This is a genomic window from Chryseobacterium sp. MDT2-18 (assembly GCF_030815285.1).
Classification (GTDB): Bacteria; Bacteroidota; Bacteroidia; order Flavobacteriales; family Weeksellaceae; genus Kaistella; species Kaistella salivictor.
The window spans coordinates 140,372-166,222 of record NZ_JAUSWQ010000001.1 but is presented as its reverse complement, the minus strand read 5'-3'; the positions used below and the strand labels follow the sequence as shown (position 1 = coordinate 166,222).

Sequence of the window (25,851 nt, the reverse complement as noted above, 5' to 3'; positions counted from 1 at the left end):
TTTAATTTAATTTTTGAATTACTTTAAAGTCACATTTGAATTCACCAAAATATCTTTCGCCGCCTGCTGATTTTCCGGCACCACTTTGATTTCGTAAATCGCTTCTTCCGGTTCATAATCCGGGAAAGCGGTGGTGATATCAGCGTATTTCGCCAGTTGTTTTATGGCGACAATTTTTCCCATAAATTCTTTTTTATTATAATTAACGAACATTTTCACGGTCATTCCTTTCTGATATTTCGCAATTTTAGACTCCGGAATGGTAAATCTGAAATAAGAAGTGTCGGGAATATAACCTGTGAAAAGCGGATAACCTGCGGTCGCCAATTCTCCTTTGTTGAGAGCGATGGTTTCGATTTCCATATCATTGGTGGCGATGATATACTTTTCGGAATACGCCACATTGGCTTCCTGCAAAGCACCTCGTGCCTGACTTTCCTGTCCCTGCGCCATTTCTATTTTTTCAAAACGGGTTCCTGATTCCACATCGTGAAGTTCCGCATTTACGGCATCCAACTGCGCTTTTGCTCCTTGATATTTTGCGTAATATTCATCGTAATTTTGAGGCGAAAGCAAACTGTCGCGGTACATATTTTTTGCCCGGTTAAAAGATTTCTGTGCATACTGAAACTGTTCATGCAAACCTTTTTGTTTGGCTCTTAACTGACGGAGCTGATCGGCTGTCGCACCGTTTTGAGCCATTTGAACCTGCGCTCTTGCAGCGGAAGTTGCACCTTTTGCCTGCGCAATTTTTGCAGAAACTTCGGGAACGTCTAGAATTGCGAGCGTATCACCCACTTTTACGGTTTGTCCTTCTTCCACTTTAATGGTTAAAATCCTTCCTGATAATTTTGGAGCAAAAGAAATAATTTCTTTTTTAGTTTTGCCCACAATTTCCCTTTCCGGTTTTGATTCTTTACAGCCCGAAAGTGCCAGCACACTTACCAAAGCCAAAGACGTTAATACAGTATTTTTCATTTTGATTGGTTGTTTGTTATGATTGGTTTCTAAAGAGAGTCTAAATGTTTCAACCGCAAAAGAGGCAAAAGTTTTATTTTAATGGAGGTATTTCAACAGTTTGCAAAATGTAAATACCGTAAATGTCTCAATTTTTGCAGACTTTTGAAAATCTTACTTCATTTGTCTTTTGTCTCTTTTGCGGTTAAAAGTTAAAGGTTTTGGATCTGCAAATTCTGAGTGGATTTCATCAGTTCGATTGCACTTCTTCTTTGGTTAAAAATTGCGGTTTGTAATTCCAGTTCCGCATTCTCCAAATCGTTTTCTGCATCAATTAAAGCGGAGGAAGTTTTGGTTCCGTACCGGAATTCTTTTTCCACCTGTTCTAAACCTTCTTTTGCAATTTCGCGGGACTTTTCTTTTAGCTTAATTTGAGCATTAGCAATCGTATAATTGGTTTGATTGTTAGCTAAATTAAGATTCAATTTCTTGGAAGCGTCACGTTTTTTATTTTCTAAAATTTCCTTTTCTATTTTCGCTTTTTCCACCAGATGTTTTCCTTCATTACCATCAAAAACATCCCATTTAAATCCAATTCCCGCCTGAAATAATGGAAAAACACTTGTATTCGCAGGATTCAGATCGAGTTTCTTTCCTGTGTTCGGCAACAATTCTTTGGAAGTCGAAATGTTACTATTGAACAGACCGAAATAACTCAGTGAAGTTTGCGCCTGAACCTTCGGAACCCACCATCTTTCCTCAGCTTTAATTTTATAATCGGTGGCCTTGATACCGTGATTCAAAGCCTGGATTTCTACTCTATTTTCAATATTCTGATCGAGAACTTCGTAGGAAATTGTTTGTAATTGCGGTTGAATTAAAGCAATTCTTTCTCTTTCGATTCCGGTTAATATTTCGATCTGGGTAATCAAAAGTTCTTTTTTTCCTTCGTACTCTACTAATTTCGAATCCAAAGTTGCTTGCGCCAGTTCAATTTTTTTTCGGTCGTACGGCGTAATCAATCCGTAACCTAAAGCTTTATCGGCGGTTTTTCTGTTGATGTCCAAACGTTTTTTTGCTTCATCTAAAACTTTTTTGGATTCTTGCACCAAAGCCATTTGATCATAGGCTTTTGAAACTTCGGTGATGATTTCATCCCGGCTTTTTTGCATCAATAAATTTTCAGAAATATTTTTTTCTCTGTTGGCTTCTTTCAGATATTTCACTTTCCCGCCGGAATAGAGAAGAACGCTCGCTTCAGCTTTTGCTAAAGCAGAAAGTCCCGAAATATTAAGGTTATTGTCGAGCTGACCTTCTGGAATTACAGCGCCCGGAAAAACTCCTGGAATGGGAGGAATACCAATTTCCGGAGATTTTAAATGAGCACTTGCGTACAGATAACCAGCTTTCCCCGAGATATCAACTTTCGGAAGAAAAACATCTTTCAATTTTTGATCATCCAGTTTGGTGTATTTATTTTCGAGGGTTTGTTGTGTTAAACTTCCGTCATTAACCAAAGCACTGTCAATCAGTTCCTGTAAAGTTGGTGCCTGTTGGGCGGAAAAAACCAGCGGAAAAAAGAGCAGCAATTTGCCCAGATTATTTTTAAAGGTTTTCATTTTCTCTATTTGTTTGTTTGATGGTACAAAGTTGCGGAGAATAGAAATCAAATCCTTTGACATTTGTCAAAAAATGAATTTTCCTTATGAATTTGAGGAGATAAATATTGACTTATCCACACCAACAATTCATAAATAAATTTACGAAAAAATATGTGGTTGAATTTTTCGGATAAAGCAAAAAATCCGCTTCAAAACTTGAAGCGGATCTCTTTAAAAGTTTTAACAAAAATTTTAAAACTTTGTCAAAGTTGATTATTCGGTAATTGTAACTTTCGTTCCTTTCGTATGCGCATTCATTTGCGGTGCATAATAATTCTGCAACGTCGTCATTCCGTTACTAAACGTTCCCGATGCATTGCAGATGTAATCATACTCGAAAACGTATTTCCCTTTCTTCATATTTTCGATGTAGAAGTTTGTGGACGCATCTTTCGTGGATTGATAATAACCCAAGCCATTTTTCCATTCATACCCGGAAATCACGTTTGAAGGTTCAAATCCTGCAGCACGCATATCTTTTAAATGAATGAATTGCATGTTTCGGTCGGTGTTTAAAATCATTCTTACCGTGACTTTATCGCCGATTTTTAATGGCGAATTTTCCGCAATTTTCACCAATTCTTCACCGTTTACGGTTTTCACTTTTTTGTACAATTCTTTCACGATTGAAAGATAAGATTCCGAAGATTTTATTTTATCCAAATCTTCATAATACTGCCAGAATAAGCCACCCTGAACAATTCCTGCACCAGGTTTCGTAATCGTAACGGTTCCTAATTTTTTGTCGATATTTTCATTTTTAATCGTCGATTTCACGTAACCTGTTGCTTTTGTATCCGGATTGGTGAGTTCTTTTCCGCCCCAAGCAATGGTGGCTTTATCACTGTCACTTGAAGTCCATGATTTCCCTGAATTTAAAATAGTGAAAATCACTTCTGCCGTTCCGCGCGAACTTCCCCAGGAATTAACTTCTTTTTGAGTGATGAGCCAAATTTTCATTTCTTCAATAAAATTCGTATCGTTTGGCGTGAGTTTATTAAATGCTTCCAAAGCTCCTGCGTGATTCACGGTTTTGGAATTATACCAACCCCAGTTATCGAGATTCTGTTTCCAGTAAATCCCCTGCGTTTCCGATTCTGTGGAAGTTTCTTTTAAATAAGTCAGGATTTTTTTTGACAGATCTTTCACTCCGTAATCATCAAATAACAGCGCCAAACGGTGCAATCCAAAGAATGTGAAATCGGTTATTTTTTCTGTTTTCGCTTTAGCAATAACTGCATTTTTCAACGCTTTCCCTTTTACATTTAAAGGATATTCTTTTTCCCAATAATTTCGGGTGTCCAAATAATCAAGAACGTAATTATTCACCACGTCTTTTCTTTCAATTGGTCCATATTTATTGACTTCAGAATCAACATAATTAATGAGTTTCGAAACCATTTCTTTCTCTTCCTTAGATTGATAATCTGCCACGTTTCCTTTCAGCCATTCATTAATTTTCCCTAAAGATTTAAGAATATAAAGCGAGTTATAATACGAACTCGGATAACCTTGATACCAGGAAAATCCACCATCCGGATTTTGCAGTTTCTGCAATTCGCTCCAATCTTCATTAATGGAATTCCGCATATTATTAGCATCGAACAAACGTGCTAACTTCTCCATTTGTTCGGTTTCATTTTTACTTTCTAAAACCCACGGCGTTTCTTCCAAAAGCAATTGTTTCAGTTCCTGATTTTTATCCAGATTAGATTTCAATAAACCTTTCGACTGATATTCTTCAAATACAGTTTTCAGTTTCGGATTGGCTTTAAAAATTTCGGAAGCCAAAACGTCTGCAAACCATTTGTTAAAAACTACATCCGCAGAATTGTTCGCGTCGTTTTTCAAACTTGGTAAAGCGAACATAATCTCCCAAATCGGATTGGTCGTTAATTCCAAAGTATTTGAAAAATTGATGGCTGTTGTCGAAGTGTTTTTTACCAAATTTTCTAAGACAAAAGTTTTCGTCTGACCTTCTTTTACAAAAATCGGAACAGCATCGGTAACCAACATTCTGTTTGGCAAAATGGCGATTGCTTTTTGTTCACCATCGGAAAAATCACCCGCTTTTGCGACAATTTTAAATAAAATGGAAGAAACGTTATTTGGAACTTTCACGGTCCAGTTCACTACAGAATTTCCGTTTTCAGTTAAATTAAATGATTTTTGAGTTTCCTTTAAATTAAATTGAGAAGAAATATCTTCATTCGTAAACGCATCTAAAATCTGAAGCTGCGCTACTCCACTTAATTTTTTTTCTACTAAACTCGACAATTTCGATTGCAAATTCAGTTCATCACCTTCACGCAAAAAACGTGGATAATTTGGCGTTACCGAAAACTCCTTCTGCGTAACCACCGATTTTTCCAAAGTTGCCGAGCGCGCATCTTTAGTATGTGCCAAAAACATCAGTTTCCATTGTGTTAATGCTTCCGGAGATGTAAATTCAAAGGTGATATTTCCGTCTTTATCGGTTAATAAATTGGGGTAGAAAAATGCTGTTTCATTGAGGTTTTGACGGACTGGAATTTTATCTAAGTTTTGCTTTCCTTCATCGATTTTTTTCCTTGGTCTAACTGGCTGGCCATTAATTTTAATAATGTATCCATCAGCGTCTACTTCTTCAACATCAGTATAAACTTGAGTTGTTGAAATTTTTGCACCATCCTCACTTATAACAGAATCTGACATCACCTCCTTTTTGGCTGCTTTCGTTGGAGAAGGAACCACACTGTATAAAAAATTTCCATAAATTCCACCATCAAACCAATTAAATTCAGGGACATTTACATTTTTAGTTTTCAAATAAGGAACTCTTTTACTGTAATTTTTCTGTAACAAACTTTCATTAATATCATAGGAATTCATGATGAAATACTGCTGATATAATTTCTGCCACGAGAAAGAATTGCCAGCAAACTGATCCAAAGATTTATCGTACATATTGGCTAAAACTTCAGCGTTGATTTTCTCTTTATCCTCGCCTAAAACTTTTACCGTCCATTTTTCTTTTTGTCCGGGTTGTAGTTTATCGCGGAAAGTGACGGTTTCGATACGCAATGGTTTTTTGTCGGAAGCAATACTTAAATTGATGTTTTCCGTTTTTACGTCATTAAAAGCAACCAACTGAAACTGAACATTAATCTGATCGATACTTTGATTTTTCGGAAAAGAAACTTCATATTCCAAAACGCCGTTCTTCAGTTTTTTCTCTTCCGTTACAGTTTCTCCGTTTCCGTTTTGCAGATAAATTTTTACCAAAGCATCAGGAATTGCCGAATAAACATAAATTTTCGCTTTTTCATTTCTCTGATATTCGGTCTTTGAATTGATGACTTTCAGGAAAGGTTTCTGTGAATCGCTCAGGAATCTTTTATCATAAACTGCGAATGTTTTTTCTGTTTTAATGGTGTCTTTTCCTTCGATGTTGAAGAGTTCGAGTTTGTAATTTCCGGCACCTAATTTCCCTAAATCAAGAGATTCTTCACTTCGTTTTTCTCCGTTTAGAATGACAGCTTGTGTTTTACATTCCTTTTCTTCCTTCGAGAAATAATCGTGCGGGAATTTTTGAATGAATTCTGCTTTCGAAAACTTCGGCAGATCCTGAATTTGATTTTCAAAATTGGTCCGGAAAATTCTTTCTTTCGGCTGCATTTTCGACAATTTTACCTGATAAGATTTCTTGATATTCTGATCGTTGTAATTTTTGGTTTCTACCTTAATTTTAATGGGTTCATCGGTGAAACTATCTTTAATATCATCGGTTTTGATGTAATGAGAAACCGAGGCTACTTTTACATTTTCCGTCGCAGATTGTGTTTCACCATTAATATCCGTGACCGAAGCATTGATTTGATAATTGTCAATCTGAATTCCTTCTAGAGTTTCATCTTTTTTCAAATCAATTTTAATAATAAATTCTCCTTTATCATTGGTTTTGACTTCGCCTAAAATGGAATTTTCGTTATCATTTCCCCGCGGATACCACCAAAAATATCTCCAGCGGATATTCTGTTTTTTGATTTCATAATTAACGGTTGAATTGCTTAAAGCCACGCCGGAAAACATCATCGCTTTTCCTTTCAGTTCAATAGTTTCGCCGTATTTATATTCCGATTTTATGGGTTCGAAAGTCACTTCAAATTTCGGCCGTTTGTATTCTTCAACCTGAAAATATTTGGTCGCATCATCATCTAAATCATCAGAATCAACTTCTAATGAAAACTGACCGTTGAGTTTTCCGTTCGGCAAAGTGAAACTTCCGTTATACGAACCGAATTCATTGGTCGTAAAAGTCTGGGAAGAAATTTCCTGACCATTCGCATCGTTCAATGTTATTTTCTGTTTGATTCCAACTGCGACAGATTCTTTATCCATCAACAGTTTGGTGTTAATTACTTTGAAATAAACGATTTGTCCCGGGCGATAAATTCCCCGATCGATAAAAATTTGGGCAAGATTTTTCTCTTCTATTTTTTTTGGTTCATTATAATATTGATTTCCATAAACCTGCATTAAATTATAATCATTCGAAGAAGGTTGCTGCACCAAATAGTAGCGGTAATACTGATTATCTTTAGAAACCGGAAATCTAAAAAGCGCAGACTGATCCGTTTTTACACTAAAAGAATTGGCTTTGTTATCGTTGGTAAATTCAAAAATTTTCAGATTTTCGTTCGAAACCGATTTCCCGTTTTCGCGGTTTACAAGTTGTAGTTGATTGTCAATACTTTTACGGTCATCTTTTTTGTTAAAAATAATTCGTGAATTCGTGGCGATAAAATAGAAATTCTCCTGAATCGCGTTTTCCACCACATATTCTGCAAGATAAATTCCGGACGGAAGCGGTTTTATTTCCAGAGAAGTTTTGTGATTCTTATAATCTTTCAAATCCTGTAAATCAAAAGTTTCTTTCCGAACCAAGGTTTTCTTCACTGCCGGAAAACGGGTTTTATCATATGAGTTTGCCACATATTTCAGAAAATTCTGCGGGTCATCTTTAACTTCATAAATATTTAAAGAAAATTTTGAAACGTTTTTCGCATCCGCAACCAAATGAATCGGCAAATTTGCCTGCGTATGTTTTTCGTAATTTAAAGTTAAACTTGGCTGCAAAATACTGTTTTCGCGGTTGATAATACTGTTCAGAAATTTAGAATTCGGATATTCTTGCTTCGTATTTTTAATTAAAGCCAGCGCTTCTGCATATTTTTGTTCATTCATTAACTGATCAATAATTTCGGTATTAATCAATACTTTATAATCACCTTCCGTTGAAGATTTAACGAGGTTTTGAAGTTGCTGTAATTTATCTTTACATTTTGAAAAACCACAATCGTCATTTAATTTCTGGTGCTGAAAATAAAGTTTTGCATTCCCAGTATTTTTCTGAATGAGTTCTGAATATAAATCTGAAATTTTCGATTGATTGACTTTCAGTTCATTGGGCGTGAACAACTGAGAATTGTTGTAGAACTTGATTTCGTTCATCGCATTCCAGTCAAACAAAGTTGGGAAATAGTCCAGATTTTCTGTTTCATCAAAAATTTCTTTGTATTTCGACATTTTCACTTTTTGAAGTTCAACTTTTTTCGTTTCTAAGTTTTGAAAATGTTGGGTTAAATAATTTTTAAAATCCAGTTTCGACCAGGTTTCAATCTGGGTAAAATCCTGATTATTCAAATTGGTTCTCTGATTGATCCGCCATTGATTCTGATTGTAATAATCCGTAAAAAACGCTCCAAGTAAAACCTGATATAATAATTGATCACCGCCTTTTAACTTCGTTTGCAAACCATCAATTTTGGTGAAAAATTTGCCCGAAGAATCATTTTTCGCATCATCGGAAGTTTGATTAACGATGCTGAATTCTGCTTTTAGCGAACGGATGAGTTGAACCGCATTCTCTTCTTTCATGGCGTGACTTTGAATTTCTAAAATTAAAGGAAGATTCGATTTAAACTTTCCGGTTTTGTAATTTTCGGCCACTTTCTTCCACTGGAGGTCATAATATTTCTGTGCGAAAATTCCGTTGAAAGCAAATAGCAGAACGAGGAGTGCGAAAATTTTATTTTTCATAGATTTGTTTACTTATTTAAAAACTTCAGCGTTTTTGAAACACCTGAAGGCGATTTTTATGAACAGTTTAAATTTACTAAAAAAATACCTTATCGACAGTCAACTGTATGTTTCTTTGATGGGGACTTTTTTTGCTGTATTTTTTATGTTGGAGGAGAATATTATCAAAATACCGACCATTGCATTAATTTTCATCACTTACTTCAGCGGCTATCTCTACACAAAATACCAAAACACAGGAAAACTTTTTTACAGAATCCTGATTTTCAACGTGATATCCGGAATTATTTCGGCCGTTTTAATTCTGTACAATCACAATGAAAACAGGTTGATTAAATGGGCCATCATCGTAGTTCTAGGGCTTTTATACGACAGTACCTTTCTGAAATTTTTTGTCCGGAAAATCCCTTTATTCAAAATATTTTATGTGGGTCTGACCTGGGCATTAATCAATTCCTGGCTGATTTTGCCGGAATTTAACCGAGAAATTTTCTGGATTAGCTGGCTCTTTATTACTGCGCTGGTTTTGCCATTTGATATCCGGGATGTCAACTCTGATACGATTGTAACTTTCCCACGATTAATCGGCATTCAAAACACAAAACACTTTGCTTATATTTTGATTTTTATCAGTGTAATGATTGCCATCTTTTCCTTAAAAACTGAGTTTTCTTTTGCCTTTTTTTTAACCTCGATTATAACTTACCTTCTGATTTATTTTTCGGAGAACTCAAACAAAGAAACCTACTTTTCTTTTTGGGTAGAGAGTTGTAGTGGAATTCCTTTCCTATTTATTATATTAAAACATCTTCTAAATTGATGTTCCTTTCTGCTTAAAAAAATCAACTTTCTTATAAGGCATTTAAAAAGATCCGGCACCGATATTCCCCATTTCGTGAATTTCGAAAACTAAAACTCAACGCTCTTTTTTGAAAGCATTCTGAAATGAAATTTTTACCTTTACAGAAATATTGAGTGATGGAAAATTTTGAATTTCTAAAAAGTAAATTAATCAGAACAATCAGTGAAAGTTCTGACCGAAATTTGATTTTAAAATTGTGGGAATTGATCACTGCTGAGAATGTAACATCCGTCACTGAAACTCAATCAATCTATGAATCCGAAAAACCAATGACCGAAGAAGAAGTAGAAGAATATTTCCGGGAAGAAGAAATTGTTTTGCCAGAGGCGGTTTTGAAAATGATTGAAAAAGGATTAGATGACGTGAAAAACGGAAGAGTGATCGATAATGAAGAGGTTGAAAAATATTTTGAAGAATGGCTAGAAGATTAAAGTGGGCTATTTCTGCCAAAATGCAGCGGAAGGAAATTCTAAGATACTGGACTGAAAGAAATAAATCCAAATATTCAAGAAAGCTCAATAATCTCTTCAACAGATATGCATTATTAATTCTTGAATACCCTGAAATTGGCATCAAAATTAAGAACACCGATTGTAGAAAACGATTAATTAAAGATTTTTATTTTATATATAAAATTTCAACCAATCAAATTGAAATCATCACCATTTGGGATACCAGACAACCCTGAAAAACTCGAAAACATTTTAGGATTATGATTATTAAAAAATTATCCCTTATCAACTTTAAAAACCATCCCGAACGAAATTTTGAATTTTCAGCACAAATTAACTGTTTTGTGGGAAATAACGGCGCGGGAAAAACCAATATTCTGGATAGCCTTTATTATTTGTCGATGGCAAAAAGCTTTCTGGGAAACAAGGATCTTAATAATATTAAAACGGACGAAGATTTCTTCACCATCGAAGGAGCGATTGATGATGGCGAAAAAGAAAACATCATCAAAATTCAACAGCCGAAAGAGGCTAAAAAAATCATTAAAAAAAATGATAAAACCTACGATCGGATGTCAGATCACATCGGATTTTTGCCTAGTGTAATCATTTCTCCCTACGATTCCAATCTGATTTCAGATTCGGGCGAAAGCCGCCGGAAGTTTTTAGATTCAATGATTTCGCAGACCGATTCTGATTATCTTTTTAACCTAATTCAATATCAAAAAACGGTTCAGCAGAGAAATGCATTATTAAAAGATTTTGCGAAAAACAGATATTTCGATTTTGACAGTCTGGAAATTTACAATGAACCTTTAATAAAATTCGGAACCAAAATCTTCGAAAAAAGAAGGGAATTCACCGATTCGATTGTGCCTTTAATTCAGAATTATTACGACATCATTTCTAAAGGAAAAGAAAAAATTACGGTCATTTATGAATCGGATTTAAGCGACCAAACCTTCGGCACTTTACTTCAACAAAATTTAGAAAAAGACAGAATCCTGACTTATACCTCCAAAGGAATCCACAAAGATGATCTCCTTTTTGAAATGAACGGAACATCGATGAAGAAAACTGCAAGTCAGGGACAACAGAAATCTTTTTTGATTGCACTCAAACTTTCGCAAATGAACCGCATTAAAGAACTGACCGGAAAAACACCGATTCTTTTGTTGGATGATATTTTCGATAAACTTGATGACACCAGAGTTTCACAATTGATCGAACTCGTCAATCAGGAACATTTCGGACAAATTTTCATTACCGATACAAGCAGAGAAAGAACGGAAAATGTGGTGAAGAGAATTAATGAAGAAAGTAAAATCTTTGAATTGTGAAAAAGAAAAAAAGAGAATTTCAATCCTCAGAACTCGTGAAATCATTCGCAAGACTTTACGGTTTCGAAAATAAATTGCTGGCTTTTGAAGTCAAGGATTTTTTGCATGAATATCTGAACGACGCTCTTTTCAGTGAAATAGAGTCTGTTAATTTAAACAGGAAAATTTTAGAAATCAGAATAAAATCGCCTTTGCTGAAAAATGATTTCAGAATGCGGAAAACCTTTTATTTAAAGAAGTTTAAGGAGAAATTCGGTGAGGAACATTTTATTGATCTTCTGGTTTTGTAATCACGGTATTATCCACCATTTCTTTGGTACTGGTATCCAATTCTGAACGGATTGGCAAAAAGAAACGCAGTGGATTTTTCATAAAATACCTGAATATTTCACGGTAAATTTCTTTTACTTCACCAAAATTCACCTTTCTGGAGCGGAATGCCAATATCATCGACAAGCCGAAACTCACGGCAAAATTAAAAAATCCGATCAGAAATACGGTTACAAAAGAAATCCAAAACGTTGCACTGCTTACTGAGAAATCAGCGCCGTACAGTCCTAAAGCGAAATTTCCGGAAGCGAAAGTGATATGCCGGATATCTAAATCTAAACCGAAGAAAAGACCGATAGGACCGGTAATTCCAAGGAAAATACCAAACCAGAAATTAGAAATAATTCCCGCCCAATTTTTCGCGTAATACTCAGAAAGCCCTTTTGCCGTATTTTTCCCGACAAAATAATTAAGGAAAGGGTTTTTTTCTATTCTCTTTGGAATATGATAAAACACAGAACTGTTCCCAACATTACCGGAAATAATCCCGGAAATAAATAAGAAAAATCCGGCGATACACGCATGGAAAATAGCTTTCGACTGCACGGGATCCAAATCTCTCAATAAGGTAGCCGATTTTTCTACTGCAAAATTCTGTTTAAAAATAACATCCATTCCGTAAATAATCGCAAGTGCAATCGGGAAAGCCAGCAAAACATTTCCTACAAAAGCGATAAACTGCGAGCGAAATAATCTGGAAACCAAATGCGCAAAATCCACATAATTTTTACGTGTATTTTCTCCTTCAGAAAGCACTTTTGCCATTGTAGCAGCCGTCATTGCAGGCTGTTTCGTGGCCAGTGTATAATTCATCAGATAAATCATGATGAATCCCATCGCATAATTAAACGCATAGTAAAACGCATGCGAAAAATCACTTCCCGGAATATAACCGTATAAGAGTTTCAAAACACAAAGCGCTCCCACAATGACGCCGCCGCCACTTGCACGCCAAAACATGCTCATATAATCTTTGGACGTAGAGGTAATATAGTGAGAACCGGTTTCTGCGGTATGATTGGTAATCAGGTGAGATTTCAGTCTTGTACTGTCTGAAATTAATTCCCGTAGATTATTTTTATGAGATTTATATTCTAATATCTTAAAAAACAATCTTTTAGAATTCTTTAAAACGTCTTCTTCTTTGTCAAAAATCATCACCGAAAGAATGTCTGACATTCGCTCCAACTGTTGTCTAATCTTCATCAAAGACTGATTGATTTTCCCCGAAATACCGTATTTGGAAGAGTTTTTAAAAGCGAGCGCCACGAAATCCAGGCATTGCTGCATCAGCACTTTAATCTGTTTATAATTGACATCTTTTGAAGTCAATATAAAATCCGGATTCTCTTTATAGCTTAGGTTTAACAGATCAATTTCATTTTGCATTGCCAAAAACGGATTGTCAAAATTTCGATATTCAGGTGCCATATTCATCACCTGCACATCCAATGCATTCCCGATAATACGCCAGCAAAGTATGTTTAATGAAAAGAGCAATTCATTTTTCACACTGCGTTTCAAAATATACCGATCGACCTTCAGCAATCTGAAAATCTCATCTAAACTCTCTTTCTGCAGGTTCCTAAAAAACGCTAAATCAACTTTCGGGCGAACAGAAACCGTATCTACCAAATACCAAATTGTTTCTTCATTCTCCACACTCGGCAAAATTTTATCGAGAAGTCTTTTCTTCAGTTCAGGATAAAAAGCGTTTTCTGACAAGATATTAGCTTCGGTCAGCGAAAGGTTAAATGGTTTGCCTTCAAACAAATTGCGGATATAATATCCCAAATTTTCGGTAACTTCATAATTTTCACGCAGAAAATCCAAAACCTCATGAAAATCCTCTGAACGAATACTTGTAAGTAATTCAATGAGGGGATCCAACGATTTGGTCTCATTTTTAAAACTGAAATATTTGGTCAGAACAGTACTGAAACCTTCTCTATGTCGAAAAATAACTCCCATAATCTCCGTAAAGATAAATTATTTAAGCGTAATGTTATTCATTTGGCGCATAATCCTATTGTGCTTTTTATTGAGATAAGGAGATGGATTTTTGGGATCGTATTTTTGAGGATTTGGTAAAATAGTAGCAATCCAGGCTGCTTCACTTTTGGTTAAATCCCGGGCACTTTTATTAAAGTAATATTTTGAGGCAGCTTCAACTCCAAACACGCCACGTCCCATCTCGATCGAATTCAGGTATCTTTCCAGAATAACATCTTTCCCCCAAACCAATTCGATGATAAAGGTGTACACGGCTTCCAAACCTTTTCTAATCCAGCTTCTACCCTGCCACAGGAAAACATTTTTTGCCGTCTGCTGGGAAATGGTACTTCCTCCGCGAATCTTTTTCCCCTTTTGATTATGCTGCATCGCTTTCTCAATGGCCTGATAATCGAAACCGTTATGATCAAAAAATCTTTGATCTTCTGCCGCAATCACTGCCTTTTTTACATTATCACCCATTTCACCGTAAGAAATATAATCTCTTTTCAGTTTTCCAAATTCTACCAAACCACCGATTTGAGTAAAAGTAATGGGCGGATTAAAAAATTTACCCCAGACAATAAACAGAATATTGGCCAGGATAATGATATAAATAAGTTTTTTAATTTTCTTCCACATAAACGCTGAATGACTAATTTTTAAAGATGCAAAAATAGAAATAATATTTACTTCAGCTCCCTTAAATACGTTAATTGATAATTTGGCAACAATTCAGGATGAAAAATTTTGATATAATCTTTGAGCACCAAATCGGCCCTCACCACTCCGCTTTCGAAGTAATCATTTGATTTCCCGACTTCTCTGCCATTAACTGTGTAGAGTTTGCCGTCATTAAAAACCGGAAGTTTGGTGTAATTTGGATTGATTTGAAGGAGTTCTTTTTTATTGACGTGATTCCCAATATTCACCCAATATTCAGCTTTTTGAGCTTTTGCAAAAACTTCCTCAAAACTCATCGGGATTGCTTTTGAATCTAAACTGCCAGCATTAATATAAGTTGCATTGGCATCAGAGATAAATTGAGCTAAATTAGATTTCCCGCCCGGTAAAAACCATTGGTTGCCATACATTTCATTGGCCAAAACCACCGGCTTATTCACCGATTTTTTCGCTACCGTTTTCAAAGAATCATACCTTTTTTCGATGATTTCAAAATGAGCAACAGCCTTCTTTTCCCGGTTAAAGAGTTTCCCAAACAACACTAAATATTTCGATTTTTCTAAAGGATTCTGTTCTAAATATTCATCCAAGAAAATAATTTCGATTCCGTTTTTCTTAATCAAATCATAGGTATTCTCAAAACTTGCGATGTAATTGGTGAAAATAACGTCAGGTTTTAAAGCGATAATTTTCTCTAAATTATATTTCTGCTCATTTCCGACATTTTGAATTTTTCCATCGCTAATCATTTGTTGAACTTTTTTCGAATAGACATATTCCGGACTGGAAATTCCGATGATATTTTGTTCTGAATTAAGTTCTGTAAAATAACCAACCAAACTTGCATTCAACAGAATCACCTTTTTAAAAGGAAGTTTAGCCATGGGAACAGTATAATCGAATTTCCCTGATTTCAGATGAAAAACATTGCCTTCATCTTTAAACTGAACATTTTCAGAGATGATTTGCCAGTCGTTCAGTTTTGCAGAACTTTCTTTTTTGCAGGCTAAAAAAAGAAAAAGTGTAAAAATTGTAAAAAAAGTCGCTTTCATTATTTGAAAAGAATAAAAAAGTGTTATATTTGCAGACCTAAAAAAAGGCCTCGTGGCGCAACTGAATAGCGCACCTGATTACGGCTCAGGAGGTTACAGGTTTGAATCCTGTCGAGGTCACTAAAACCTAGCATTTCGCTAGGTTTTTTTTATTTCTCTAACAGTAAAGAAACCCACTCTTCTCTTTGTAATTTCTTTTTCAAAGTCAGTTTCTGTTCATTACAAACCTCCAGAATATCATCTACATCGAAGAAACATAGTCCGGAAAGCAATAACTGTCCGCCATTATTTAAAACCGCAACATAAGTTGGAATATCTGAAATCAAAATATTTCTGTTGATGTTGGCTAAAATAATATCGAAATTTTCGCTTCCTAAATTATCGGCAGTTCCTTGAGAAATTTCAAGCTCTACGTTATTTCGTGCAGCGTTTTCAATGGAATTTTCAACTGACCATTCATCGATATCTATTGCTACGGTTTTTCCGGCACCCTGCTGTTTGGCGAAAATCGCTAAAACGGAAGTTCCGCAACCCATATCCAAAACGGTTTTGTTTTTGAAATCCATGTCGAGCATTTGCTGAATCATCAAATAAGTTGTCGCGTGATGTCCGGTTCCGAAAGACATTTTTGGCTGAATGATAATTTCGTGCGGCAAGTTTTGGTTCTCATGAAATTCGGCACGAATAGAAACCTTGTTTTCAACGTTGATCGGAGAAAAGTTTTTTTCCCATTCTTCATTCCAGTTGATATTCGGCATCTCCTGAAAAGTGTAGGAAATTGCAATTTCTGGATTTTGAAGTAAATGAACTTCTTTCAGTTCTTCTTCTTTGAAAAGTTCTGTTTGAATGTAGGCTAAAATCCCGTCGTGTTCTTCAGTAAAACTGTCGAAACCGATTTCGATGAGTTCTGCCATCAAAATCTCGTTCCAAGGTTGAAGTGGCTCAATTTTAAAATTAAATTCTAAGTAATTTTGCATGAATATCTTTTTGCAAAAATAGGGATTTTATGTAAGAACCCTTTCAGCGTTTTTTCAATTGAAAATAAGATTATCAAAGGACGAAACGCTGAAAGGGTTTTGTTTTAAAAAAAATAATTTCTTTAAAAATGTTTCGGAAATGCATCTTCGGGTTTTTGGCGGAAAACGTTGAGTAAAATCCACGATTTCAGAAAACCATAACCGTAGGAGAACATTTGGATATATGTAGAAATAATCGCCATTGCGGCAATGCTGATGTTTCTGGTTTTGTATAAAGCGTGGAAGAAAACGATGAACGTGTAGAGTCCGTAAAAACCTAAAATCAGTCCTTTTTGGAAGAAAAAATACTCGATAAATCCGAGGAAATATCCCAGTAAAAAAAGCGATGGAAAGGCAAAGGAAATCTTGGTGTATTTCGGATGGCGCTGATTGAGAATCGGGCGCGCACAACCAAATTGATAGACTTGTTTGGAGAACTTTCCAAAGTCGACACGGCGTTTATGATAAACACCAATATCGTCGAAAAACGCTGTCGTGAAGCCGTTCTCCCAAAGTCGCATTGAAAGATCCGGATCTTCACCAATGCGCATTTCGGAAAAACCACCAACCTTTTCAAAAGCCGATTTCCGAACGCCCATATTGAAACTTCGGGGTTGAAATTTAGTTACCGACTTCTTACTGCCACGAATTCCGCCCGTTGTGAAAACGGAAGTCATGGAATAGGAAATGGCTTTTTGCATCAGATTAAAGCCTTTGTGGGCTTTGTCTGCGCCACCAAAAGCATCGCACGGAATTTCGGAAATATTCTTTTTTATATTTTGAATATAATCGGTTTCGACAATCACATCGGAATCAACGAAAACGAGCCAATCGTTTTTGGCTCTTCTTGCTCCGTAATTCCGTGATAATCCCGGACCGGAATTTTCTTTCCGGAAAAACTCAATTTTTAAACTTTCATTGAACAATTCGGCAGTCGGACGCAAATTAATCAACGAACCGTCATCAACAATGATTACTTCAAAATCTTTATCGGTTTGGTGGGATAAAGAATTGAGAAGTTCGAAAAGTTCGTCTTTCCGGTTATAGATAGCGATGATGATGGAGATTGACTGCATAGTTTATTTAACCACAAAAGGCACAAAAGTCTTATTTCTAAAAATTCTTAAAAAATTCAAAAAAGTAAAAATGGAATTGATTAACTGTCTCCTTCTCTCCCTTCCAATTTATGAATTTTCTTCGTCCCTTCATACATTTCATACTGCATAAAACGGCATTCCAGTTTTCCGTTAAACAGTTTAATTTTACGCGAAGGCCGCAATCCTACTCTTTTCAATGAATCTAAATCGGAAGAAATTAACCAAGCCAAAGTATTTGGATAGTTTTTCTTAAAGGTATCTCCAATTTTAGCATAAAACTCGTCATCATTAATTACTATTCTTTCATCATAAGGCGGATTGAAAACCATCATTAATGGAAATAATTCTTTTTTAGATTCAAAGAAATCCTGATGTTTTACTTCGATAACATCCTCCATTTCGGCAGATTCGATATTGATTCTCGCAGCGTGAAGCATATCCGAATCGATATCGTAACCGATAATTTTTCCAGTGAATTCTTTTACACGATTAAGACGGACTTCTTTAATTGTTTTGAATAATTCTTCGTCATAATTCAACCAGTTTTGAAAACCGAATCTTCTACGGAAAGTCTGCGCCGGTAAATCCATAGCAATCATGGCGGCTTCAATTAATAAGGTTCCCGAACCACACATTGGATCCAGGAAATTTCCTTTTCCGTCCCAACCTGCTAATTGTAACATTCCTGAAGCAAGCACTTCATTCAATGGCGCTTCTCCCTGTTCTTTTCGGTAACCTCTTTTAAATAAAGGATCGCCGGAAGAATCCAACGAAATTGTCACCAATTCTCGGTCAATATGAAGATGTATTTTGACATCTGGATTTTGCGTATCAACGCTTGGTCTTTTGTTGTATTTAAATTTAAAGAAATCTACAATCGCATCTTTCATTTTTTGAGCCATGAACTGAGAATGCGAGAATCTTTCTGAATAAATCGTAGTGTCAATTGCAAAAGTCTGATCAACCGTCATATATTCATCCCACGGAAAATCGAACAATTTATCATAGAAACGGTTTTCGTCCCACGCTTTGAAAGTGAGCACGGGAACTAAGATTTTCAAGGCCGTTCTTGCTGAATAATTTATTTTGTAAAGAAAGCCCAAATCTCCTTCGACATTCACCGCACGGTTTTTTACTTCGACATTTGTTCCGCCGAGTTTTCTGATTTCTTCTGCTAAAATTTCTTCGAGGCCGAAAAACGTTTTAATCTGTATTTTTAAATTTTCTGTATCCATATAGTGATGACCAACAATTTGTTGAATTATTTAAGGTGAATTGAGTTTATTATTAAAGGTTCATTTAAAATGACCTATTGCTGTTTTTGAAATTTTTTAAAATATTTGTCAAAAGAAATCTTTTTACAACTTCTCGTTTTGCAATTGCAAATTTAGTTATTTTTGCAGAATGGCATGGTTTGAAACTTGGTTTGATACTCCTTATTATCACATTCTTTATAAAGACAGAGATTTTGCAGAAGCAGAAAACTTCATCACTCTACTAATCAGTAACTTAAATATTCCGAAAGATTCGAAAATTATTGATCTCGCTTGTGGAAAAGGACGACATTCGGTTTTTTTGAACAAAATGGGTTACGAAGTTTTAGGTTTAGATTTATCTCCGCAGAGCATTGAACACAATAAACAGTTCGAAAATTCGGATTTGAAATTTGAAGTTCATGATATGCGCGCAGAAATTTTTCCTGAATTATCAGTAGAAAAAGCAGATGCTGTTTTGAATCTTTTTACGAGTTTCGGTTATTTCGAAGATGAAAATGATGACAGGAAAGTTTTTCAATCAATCTCCAATATTTTGAAAGACGGCGGTTATTTTGTTCTGGATTTCCTGAATGCGAAATGGGTCGAAAATACTTTAATTAAAGAAGATCAAACAACTAAAGAAGGCATTGATTTTACAATTAAAAAGAAAATTGAAGACCAACACGTCATCAAAGATATCTTTTTTAAAGATCAGGGAAAGGATTATCATTTTTTCGAAAAAGTAAAACTGCACACTTTGGAAGAAATCAACAGTTATGCTCTGGAGTTTGGTTTTGAACGGGTTCAGATTTTCGGTGATTATCATCTGAATGAATTTAATTTGGAAAGTTCTCCGCGATGCATTAATGTTTTTAAAAAGAAAAGTCACGACTAAAATTGAATTATGATTATTATTTTATTAATTCTCAGTGTTTTAATTGGAGTTTTTCTGGGAAAATTTTTCGGAGACCGGGAAAAATTCGCCAAAAATCTTTTGATTGTAAGCGCCGGATTTTTAATCACCATTTGTTTAAACGAGGTTTTTCCGGAAGTCTATTCGGGCGAACATCACAATATCGGACTTTGGGTTATTGGAGGCGTTTTGCTCCAGATGTTATTGGAAAATCTGACCAAAGGTTTTGAACACGGTCACTTTCATGATCATTCCGAAGGAAAAAACATTCTTCCTGTCGCTTTAATGGTTGGACTTTTTATTCATGCATTTTTAGAAGGAATTCCTTTGGCTAATGAAGAGGTGGTCTTGAGTCCTTATTTAACAGGGATTTTGGTTCATAATATTCCGATTTCATTTATTTTGGGCGCATTTTTGGTGAAGAATAAAAAATTCTCGGCTTCGGCTTTTTTGATTATTTCGATTTTCGCGCTGGCATCGCCTTTAGGTTTGCTTTTAGGCAAATATTTTAATCCAAATCTTGAAGTGTATTTTCTGGCTTTGGTAGGCGGAATATTTCTTCATATTTCGTCGGTTATTATTTTCGAAAGCAATAAGAATCACAATGTCGACTGGAAGAAAATTGGTTTTGTAACATTAGGTGTTTTGCTAGCAATGACCAGTCACCTTTTCCATAATCATTAAATTGTAAAGCAAAAAAAGACTCCAAATTAATTCGGAGTCTTTTTTATTTTTAAATTGTTTTTCAATTAGAATTTCCAACCGAGCGTTATAAAGAAATTATCTCTCTTATTTTTTACGTTTGAAACAATTGCTGCATCGGTTTCTACAACATTCTCGTTAGAAAAATATCCCGTATTATTTGAAGCATAACCTCTTAATAAAGGACTTTTATATTCTGAACTCAAATTTTGATAAGCCGCATCAATATAGAACGATTTAAAATCATAACCTATTCCTGCTCCAACTGTAGATCTTTTCCCTACAATTAAATTGTCATAAGAATTATTTCCTACAGTTCCATTATCTGAAAACGCTGAAATACTCACGGAATCAAAAGGACTTGTGGCAAAACCGTATCCTCCTCTTAAACGGAAAGCCTGAATTCTGTACTCTGCTCCTACTTTTACTTCAGATAAAGTTTTAGAATGGTCACTGAAGAAGTTATTCAATTCAGTTTCAGCATTTCCATAGACTTTATATTTTGGCTTTGTCAAACCTAAACTATAATCTACGTTGATTGCAAAACTTTTACTAGGAACAAAAGCTGCACTTAAAGTAGCCTTCATTGGCGTAGAAAGATTTCTGTCCTCGGAATAAGTTCCGTCTGTTGGGTTTTCATATTCTGTATAGACTCTGGCAATACTCCACCAGGTTGGTGTTTCTAAAGCCGCTCCTAATCTGAACTGTGGATTTATTTTTCCAATAATCCCTACGGAAGCAGAAAAACCATTAGAGGTTTCAGAAAATGGGGTGTATTGTTTGTTGTAAATACTGCTGGTATTATTTGTGCTGGAATCAAATGCAGCGGAATCGTATTGGTCAATAACTGCACTGTGAAAATTTAAGCCTGCACCAACATAAATCCTGTTGTCATAATTTCCGCCAGCTGCAACGCTCATTTTCGAAAGGTCGCCATATCGGTTGTAGGCATGACCTACAAATGCAATATTATCAACTAATTGATTATCGCTGTTATAAAGATTGAAATTCACTTTGTTGTTTCCCGGCGTTTCAGAATAATCCTCAATTGACTGGTTGGAATAATTGACTCCAATATTCACAAACTTCCATGGAGAAGAGCCATCAATTTTTAATGCCATAACACCTCCCACATTTCCAAGGTCAGTGCGGTTCACTTTATAATCGATTGATTTTCCTGCTAATGAAGTGGTGTTCTTACTGTTTTGAATAGCTAAAGTTCCTGACATTTCACTTGCGATACTCACTCCAATTCCGGCCGGATTCGAGTGTAATACCGAAAAATCTCCACCTAAAGCTCCCATAGATCCGGCCATTGCATTGTATTTTGCTGTTCCGTTTAAAGACGAATTAGAATAAATTTCTGCCGTATTCCTAAGGGTGGAAATATCCTGGGCATTCACAAAATATGCTGCGGAAATCCCCAAAATTATAAAAGACTTTTTAATCATTTTTTAAAATATGCTTGAATTAAATATTATCGTCTGAAACCTCCTGAAGATCTTGTAGACCCAGAACTCGAACTGGATGATCCGCTGCTGAATCCGCCACCTGAAGTCCCGGATCTGAAACCACCACCATTAGAATTATTTCTGCTTGGCTGGTTATAAGTAGGTGCTTCCTGTCTCGGCGTATTATTTTGTCTCGGTGTTGAATTCGGTTGAGGCGAAGTTCTATATCTTGGTTGACTGTTATTTTGTTCCGAATTATACCGTGTATTATTCTGCGGTGTATTAAATCTCGGATTATCATTTCTAAAACCTGAACTTTGATTACTGTTCTGCCTTACCGCAGAATTACCGTTTCTAAATCCAGAACCGTCCGAGCCACTTCTTTTATAATTAAATCGGGGTGCGTTATAACTGTTGTACCCACCATATCCGTATGGCGAATAGTATCCGTAAGGACTGTAACCGTAATAAGGATTATAGTAGCCGTAATAAGGATTGTAATATCCGGAGAAAGGACTGTAGCCGAATCTCCACGGATTATAATAACCGCCAAATCCCCAAGGAGATCCAAATCCAAAGCCCATCCCAAATCCGGAATAAAATCCGTAAGGATATCCCCAGTCCGTATAATAGGTCTCGGTTCCGGTGAAATTCCCCCAATCGGAATTCATGGAATCTTGCCAACTTTGATTTCTATTTTCGGAATTCAGATATTTGTTTTGGTTGTCAGTTTGCTGATAGTCATAATAATTCCCCACTTGATTTCCGTTGTTCATCACAATTCCCTCTGGAATGGTATCTTTATTAGGGTCGTAATATACGCCATCGGTCTCACTATAACCACCCATTGTCGTACCACAAGAGGCTAAAATAAAACTGCCGAATATTGCTAAAACCGCTTTAGATTTCAGCAATCCAATTGAATTTTTATAAGTAATTTTTTTCATGATAAGGTGAAAAAGTTTTAATTTGATTTATATTTGCAAATTACACCAAAATTGTACCAATTATTGAGTAAAAATTTTGAGTAAAAATAGGCTTTTTAAATTAGATAATAAAAGCGAGTACTAGTTAAATTAAAAGATAAAATATAATGGCAAAAATTACTTCGAGAGCTGAAGATTATAGCAAATGGTATAATGAATTGGTTGTACAGGCTGATTTGGCAGAAAATTCCGGAGTCCGTGGCTGTATGGTTATTAAGCCTTATGGTTATGCAATTTGGGAAAAAATGCGGGATGAACTTGACAAAAAATTCAAAGAAACTGGTCATCAGAATGCCTATTTTCCTCTTTTTATTCCGAAGAGTTATTTCGAAGCCGAAGAACAGAATGCAGAAGGATTTGCAAAAGAATGTGCAGTTGTAACCCATTACCGTCTGAAAACAGATCCTGATAATCCTAAGAAATTAATTGTCGATCCTGAGGCAAAATTAGAAGAAGAACTCATTGTCCGTCCAACATCCGAAGCTATTATCTGGAATACCTATAAAAAATGGATTCAGTCTTACCGTGATTTACCAATTTTAATTAATCAATGGGCTAATGTGGTTCGGTGGGAAATGAGAACACGTTTCTTCTTGCGGACCGCAGAATTTCTTTGGCAGGAAGGACATACCGCGCATGCGACCAAAGAAGAAGCCATTGAAGAAACTGAAAAAATGATCCATGTATATTCAGACTTCGTAGAAAATTTCATGGGCATTCCTGTGATTAGAGGAATTAAAACCGCTTCAGAAAGATTTGCAGGTGCAGATGAAACTTATTGTATAGAAGCTTTGATGCAAGACGGAAAAGCTCTTCAGGCAGGAACATCTCACTTTTTAGGTCAAAATTTCGGTAAAGCATTTGATGTAAAATTCACCAATAAAGAAGGAAAAATCGAACATGCCTGGGGAACTTCCTGGGGAACTTCTACCCGATTAATCGGTGGTTTGATTATGACCCATTCTGATGATTTAGGATTGGTACTTCCTCCAAGTTTAGCACCAATTCAGGTGGTAATTGTTCCTATCTTTAAAGGGGAAGAACAATTAAACCAAATTAATGAAGTCGCATTTGAAATTCAGGAAAAATTAAAAGCCAAAGGCATTTCTGTGAAATACGATAACCGAACCGATAACAAACCGGGTTGGAAATTTGCAGAATATGAACTGAAAGGAGTACCTATCCGTATTGCAATGGGTGCCCGGGATTTACAAAATAAGACGGTAGAAATAGCGCGTAGAGATAATTTAACTAAAGAAACACAACCTTTAGAAAACATTGAGTTTTATATCGAGGAATTATTAAAAACAATCCAAAAAGATATTTTCTCTAAAGCATTAAATTATAGAGATTCGCACATCACGAAAGTGAATTCTTACGATGAATTTAAAAAAGTGCTCGAAGAAAAAGGTGGATTTATTTCTGCGCACTGGGACGGTACGGCTGAAGAAGAGGAGCAAATTAAAAACGAAACAAAAGCCACAATCCGTTGTATTCCTTTAAATAATGAATTGGAAGATGGCATCTCTTTAATTACCGGAAAACCTTCCAAACAAAGAGTGATTTTCGCAAAATCCTACTAGTTAGCCATAAAGTAAGCTGAATATTTTGAAATGTTAATGTTTTAATAAATTAGTTAATAGATAAGTTTTTGGACTAAACTTTGCATATATTTAAACAATTAACCTTAAAAATTAAACTATTATGGCATTAAACATTATTGATCTTATTAAAGGACAATTAGGTCCGGCGTTGATTTCGCAAGCTGCCTCTCAATATGGAGAAAGCGAATCAGGAATTTCGAAAGCGATTAGCGGGTTACTTCCAGCGGTAGTTGGTGGTATGGCTAATAATGCAGAAAAGCCAACGGTTCTTGATGCAATTACCGGCGCTGCCGGCAGTGGCATGCTTAGCAATTTATTAGGTGGAACATCAAACAATTCTTTAATTACAACAGTACTAACCGCGATTTTTGGAGATAAAACTGCAGGTGTTGTGAATGCCATATCAACTTATTCCGGCGTCAGTAATTCAACATCCTCTTCTTTACTGAATATGGTCACAGGAGCGACTTTAGGTTCTGTTGGGAAATATGCGGCAGACAACAATATCGGCGCATCTGGGATTACCAGTTTACTGAATGACCAAAAAGGAATCGTTTCTTCATTACTTCCCGCTGGCCTTTCTTTAGCCTCATTAGGGATCGGAAATATTTTCGATGAACATGAAGCAGAAACCGTAAAAGTAACTTCTTATGATCAACCCAAAGTAGAAGTTAACAGAGGCGGAAATACTAATTCCCATCCGGCGCCTAGCGATAGTAACAATGAAGGAGGATCTGTCTGGAAATGGTTATTGCCTCTTGTATTACTGGCTTTAGCAGCTTGGTTCCTTTGGAAACAATATGGTAAGAAACCCGAGCCTGCCACTGAAACTACGGAAATCTCAACTATAGATTCATCAATGTCTACCGCTAAGGACACCGCAGTTGTAATGACACCCGCAAAAGAAGTTACAGACATCGACTTAAACGGAAAAATGATTAAAGGTTATGCCAACGGAATGGAAGCATCAATGATCAGTTTCTTAAAATCTGACGGTTATAAAAACGCGGCAGATGATGCAGCATTGAAAGATACCTGGTATAATTTTGATAATGTAAATTTCAAAATTAATTCAGCTACTGAACTGGAACCAGGATCAGAAGGCCAAATTAAAAACCTGGCAGAAATCTTAAAAGCCTATCCTGACACTAAAATAAAAGTTGGCGGTTACACCGATATCACTGGTGATGCTGTACAAAACAAAGAGCTTTCTCAAAAAAGAGCAGACTTTATTAAAGCTGAATTAGCTAAATTAGGTGTAGGCTCTCAGGTGATAGAAGCAAAAGGTTACGGAAGCGAATTCGCTAAAGTTCCCGCTACTGCTTCTAACGATGAAAGAGCTGTTGACAGAAAAATGGCCGTGCGATTCACAAAGTAATACTTTAAAATCATATCATACAAATCCCGAAATTTTT

General features: G+C 35.8%; 20 protein-coding genes and 1 tRNA gene. 10 read left to right on the top strand and 11 right to left on the bottom strand.

The window, feature by feature from the left end; genetic code table 11:
- Window positions 1-18 precede the first annotated feature (18 nt).
- The 3 genes from QF004_RS00755 to QF004_RS00745 all read right to left on the bottom strand — a co-directional run bounded on the left by QF004_RS00755 (window position 19) and on the right by QF004_RS00745 (window position 8,699).
- On the bottom strand, window positions 19-978 hold the full coding sequence (locus QF004_RS00755; RefSeq protein WP_307421858.1) for an HlyD family secretion protein: 960 nt from the start codon (window positions 976-978) through the stop codon (window positions 19-21).
- A gap of 191 nt (window positions 979-1,169) precedes the next feature.
- Window positions 1,170-2,576: a TolC family protein gene (locus QF004_RS00750; RefSeq protein ID WP_307421856.1), complete on the bottom strand. Its 1,407-nt coding sequence runs from the start codon at window positions 2,574-2,576 to the stop codon at window positions 1,170-1,172.
- 255 nt (window positions 2,577-2,831) lie between these two features.
- A complete protein-coding gene (locus QF004_RS00745; RefSeq protein ID WP_307421855.1) occupies window positions 2,832-8,699 on the bottom strand; it encodes an alpha-2-macroglobulin in 5,868 nt (1,955 codons plus the stop codon).
- 34 nt (window positions 8,700-8,733) lie between these two features.
- Here QF004_RS00745 and QF004_RS00740 point away from each other — a divergent pair, with 34 nt between their 5' ends.
- From QF004_RS00740 to QF004_RS00720, 5 genes are all read left to right on the top strand, one after another.
- A complete protein-coding gene (locus QF004_RS00740) occupies window positions 8,734-9,519 on the top strand; it encodes a hypothetical protein (protein ID WP_307421853.1) in 786 nt (261 codons plus the stop codon).
- 158 nt (window positions 9,520-9,677) lie between these two features.
- Window positions 9,678-9,992, top strand: coding sequence for a hypothetical protein (locus QF004_RS00735; protein WP_307421851.1), 315 nt, complete (start codon window positions 9,678-9,680; stop codon window positions 9,990-9,992).
- Window positions 9,977-10,249, top strand: coding sequence for a type II toxin-antitoxin system RelE/ParE family toxin (locus QF004_RS00730; protein ID WP_307421849.1), 273 nt, complete (start codon window positions 9,977-9,979; stop codon window positions 10,247-10,249). The genes QF004_RS00735 and QF004_RS00730 overlap by 16 nt, the downstream gene beginning before the upstream one ends.
- A 24-nt stretch (window positions 10,250-10,273) precedes the next feature.
- Window positions 10,274-11,353, top strand: a complete 1,080-nt coding sequence (locus QF004_RS00725) for a DNA replication/repair protein RecF (RefSeq protein WP_307421848.1) — start codon at window positions 10,274-10,276, stop codon at window positions 11,351-11,353.
- Window positions 11,347-11,643 (top strand): hypothetical protein, encoded by a 297-nt coding sequence (locus tag QF004_RS00720; protein WP_307422168.1) that lies wholly within the window; start codon window positions 11,347-11,349, stop codon window positions 11,641-11,643. The genes QF004_RS00725 and QF004_RS00720 overlap by 7 nt, the downstream gene beginning before the upstream one ends.
- On the opposite strand, the gene QF004_RS00715 is transcribed toward QF004_RS00720, so the two are convergent.
- The 3 genes from QF004_RS00715 to QF004_RS00705 are packed head-to-tail and all read right to left on the bottom strand — an operon-like array spanning window position 11,621 to window position 15,411.
- On the bottom strand, window positions 11,621-13,654 hold the full coding sequence (locus tag QF004_RS00715; protein ID WP_307421846.1) for a recombinase: 2,034 nt from the start codon (window positions 13,652-13,654) through the stop codon (window positions 11,621-11,623). The two genes, QF004_RS00720 and QF004_RS00715, sit on opposite strands and share 23 nt — an antisense overlap.
- Window positions 13,655-13,672: 18 nt before the next feature.
- A complete protein-coding gene (gene mtgA, locus QF004_RS00710; RefSeq protein WP_133440434.1) occupies window positions 13,673-14,317 on the bottom strand; it encodes a monofunctional biosynthetic peptidoglycan transglycosylase in 645 nt (214 codons plus the stop codon).
- A gap of 47 nt (window positions 14,318-14,364) precedes the next feature.
- Window positions 14,365-15,411 carry an ABC transporter substrate-binding protein gene (locus tag QF004_RS00705; RefSeq protein WP_307421844.1) on the bottom strand — a complete coding sequence of 349 codons (1,047 nt, stop codon included), beginning with the start codon at window positions 15,409-15,411 and terminating at the stop codon, window positions 14,365-14,367.
- 46 nt (window positions 15,412-15,457) lie between these two features.
- Here QF004_RS00705 and QF004_RS00700 point away from each other — a divergent pair.
- A tRNA-Arg gene (locus QF004_RS00700) sits at window positions 15,458-15,531 on the top strand.
- Between the two features lie 29 nt (window positions 15,532-15,560).
- Here the strand turns inward: QF004_RS00700 and prmA are convergent.
- From prmA to QF004_RS00685, 3 genes are all read right to left on the bottom strand, one after another.
- Window positions 15,561-16,388 carry a 50S ribosomal protein L11 methyltransferase gene (prmA, locus tag QF004_RS00695; protein WP_133440432.1) on the bottom strand — a complete coding sequence of 276 codons (828 nt, stop codon included), beginning with the start codon at window positions 16,386-16,388 and terminating at the stop codon, window positions 15,561-15,563.
- Window positions 16,389-16,510: 122 nt separating this feature from the next.
- Complete coding sequence (locus QF004_RS00690; protein WP_307421842.1) at window positions 16,511-17,503, bottom strand: glycosyltransferase family 2 protein; 993 nt, start codon at window positions 17,501-17,503, stop codon at window positions 16,511-16,513.
- 80 nt (window positions 17,504-17,583) lie between these two features.
- Complete coding sequence (locus tag QF004_RS00685) at window positions 17,584-18,759, bottom strand: class I SAM-dependent RNA methyltransferase (RefSeq protein WP_133440430.1); 1,176 nt, start codon at window positions 18,757-18,759, stop codon at window positions 17,584-17,586.
- Window positions 18,760-18,928: 169 nt separating this feature from the next.
- On the opposite strand from QF004_RS00685, the gene QF004_RS00680 reads away from it, so the two are divergent.
- Window positions 18,929-19,675 carry a bifunctional 2-polyprenyl-6-hydroxyphenol methylase/3-demethylubiquinol 3-O-methyltransferase UbiG gene (locus QF004_RS00680; protein WP_307421840.1) on the top strand — a complete coding sequence of 249 codons (747 nt, stop codon included), beginning with the start codon at window positions 18,929-18,931 and terminating at the stop codon, window positions 19,673-19,675.
- A gap of 9 nt (window positions 19,676-19,684) precedes the next feature.
- Window positions 19,685-20,377 (top strand): ZIP family metal transporter, encoded by a 693-nt coding sequence (locus QF004_RS00675; protein WP_307421838.1) that lies wholly within the window; start codon window positions 19,685-19,687, stop codon window positions 20,375-20,377.
- A 65-nt stretch (window positions 20,378-20,442) separates the two neighbouring features.
- Here QF004_RS00675 and QF004_RS00670 read toward each other — a convergent pair whose 3' ends face one another.
- A complete protein-coding gene (locus QF004_RS00670) occupies window positions 20,443-21,846 on the bottom strand; it encodes an OmpP1/FadL family transporter (protein ID WP_307421837.1) in 1,404 nt (467 codons plus the stop codon).
- 26 nt (window positions 21,847-21,872) lie between these two features.
- A complete protein-coding gene (locus tag QF004_RS00665; protein ID WP_307421835.1) occupies window positions 21,873-22,793 on the bottom strand; it encodes a prolyl-tRNA synthetase in 921 nt (306 codons plus the stop codon).
- A gap of 146 nt (window positions 22,794-22,939) precedes the next feature.
- On the opposite strand from QF004_RS00665, the gene proS reads away from it, so the two are divergent.
- Both proS and QF004_RS00655 read left to right on the top strand, forming a co-directional pair.
- The gene (gene proS, locus QF004_RS00660) at window positions 22,940-24,415 is read left to right on the top strand and encodes a proline--tRNA ligase (protein ID WP_307421833.1); all 1,476 of its coding nucleotides are present in this window, start codon (window positions 22,940-22,942) and stop codon (window positions 24,413-24,415) included.
- Window positions 24,416-24,536: 121 nt separating this feature from the next.
- Complete coding sequence (locus QF004_RS00655) at window positions 24,537-25,814, top strand: OmpA family protein (protein ID WP_307421831.1); 1,278 nt, start codon at window positions 24,537-24,539, stop codon at window positions 25,812-25,814.
- Window positions 25,815-25,851: the final 37 nt, after the last annotated feature.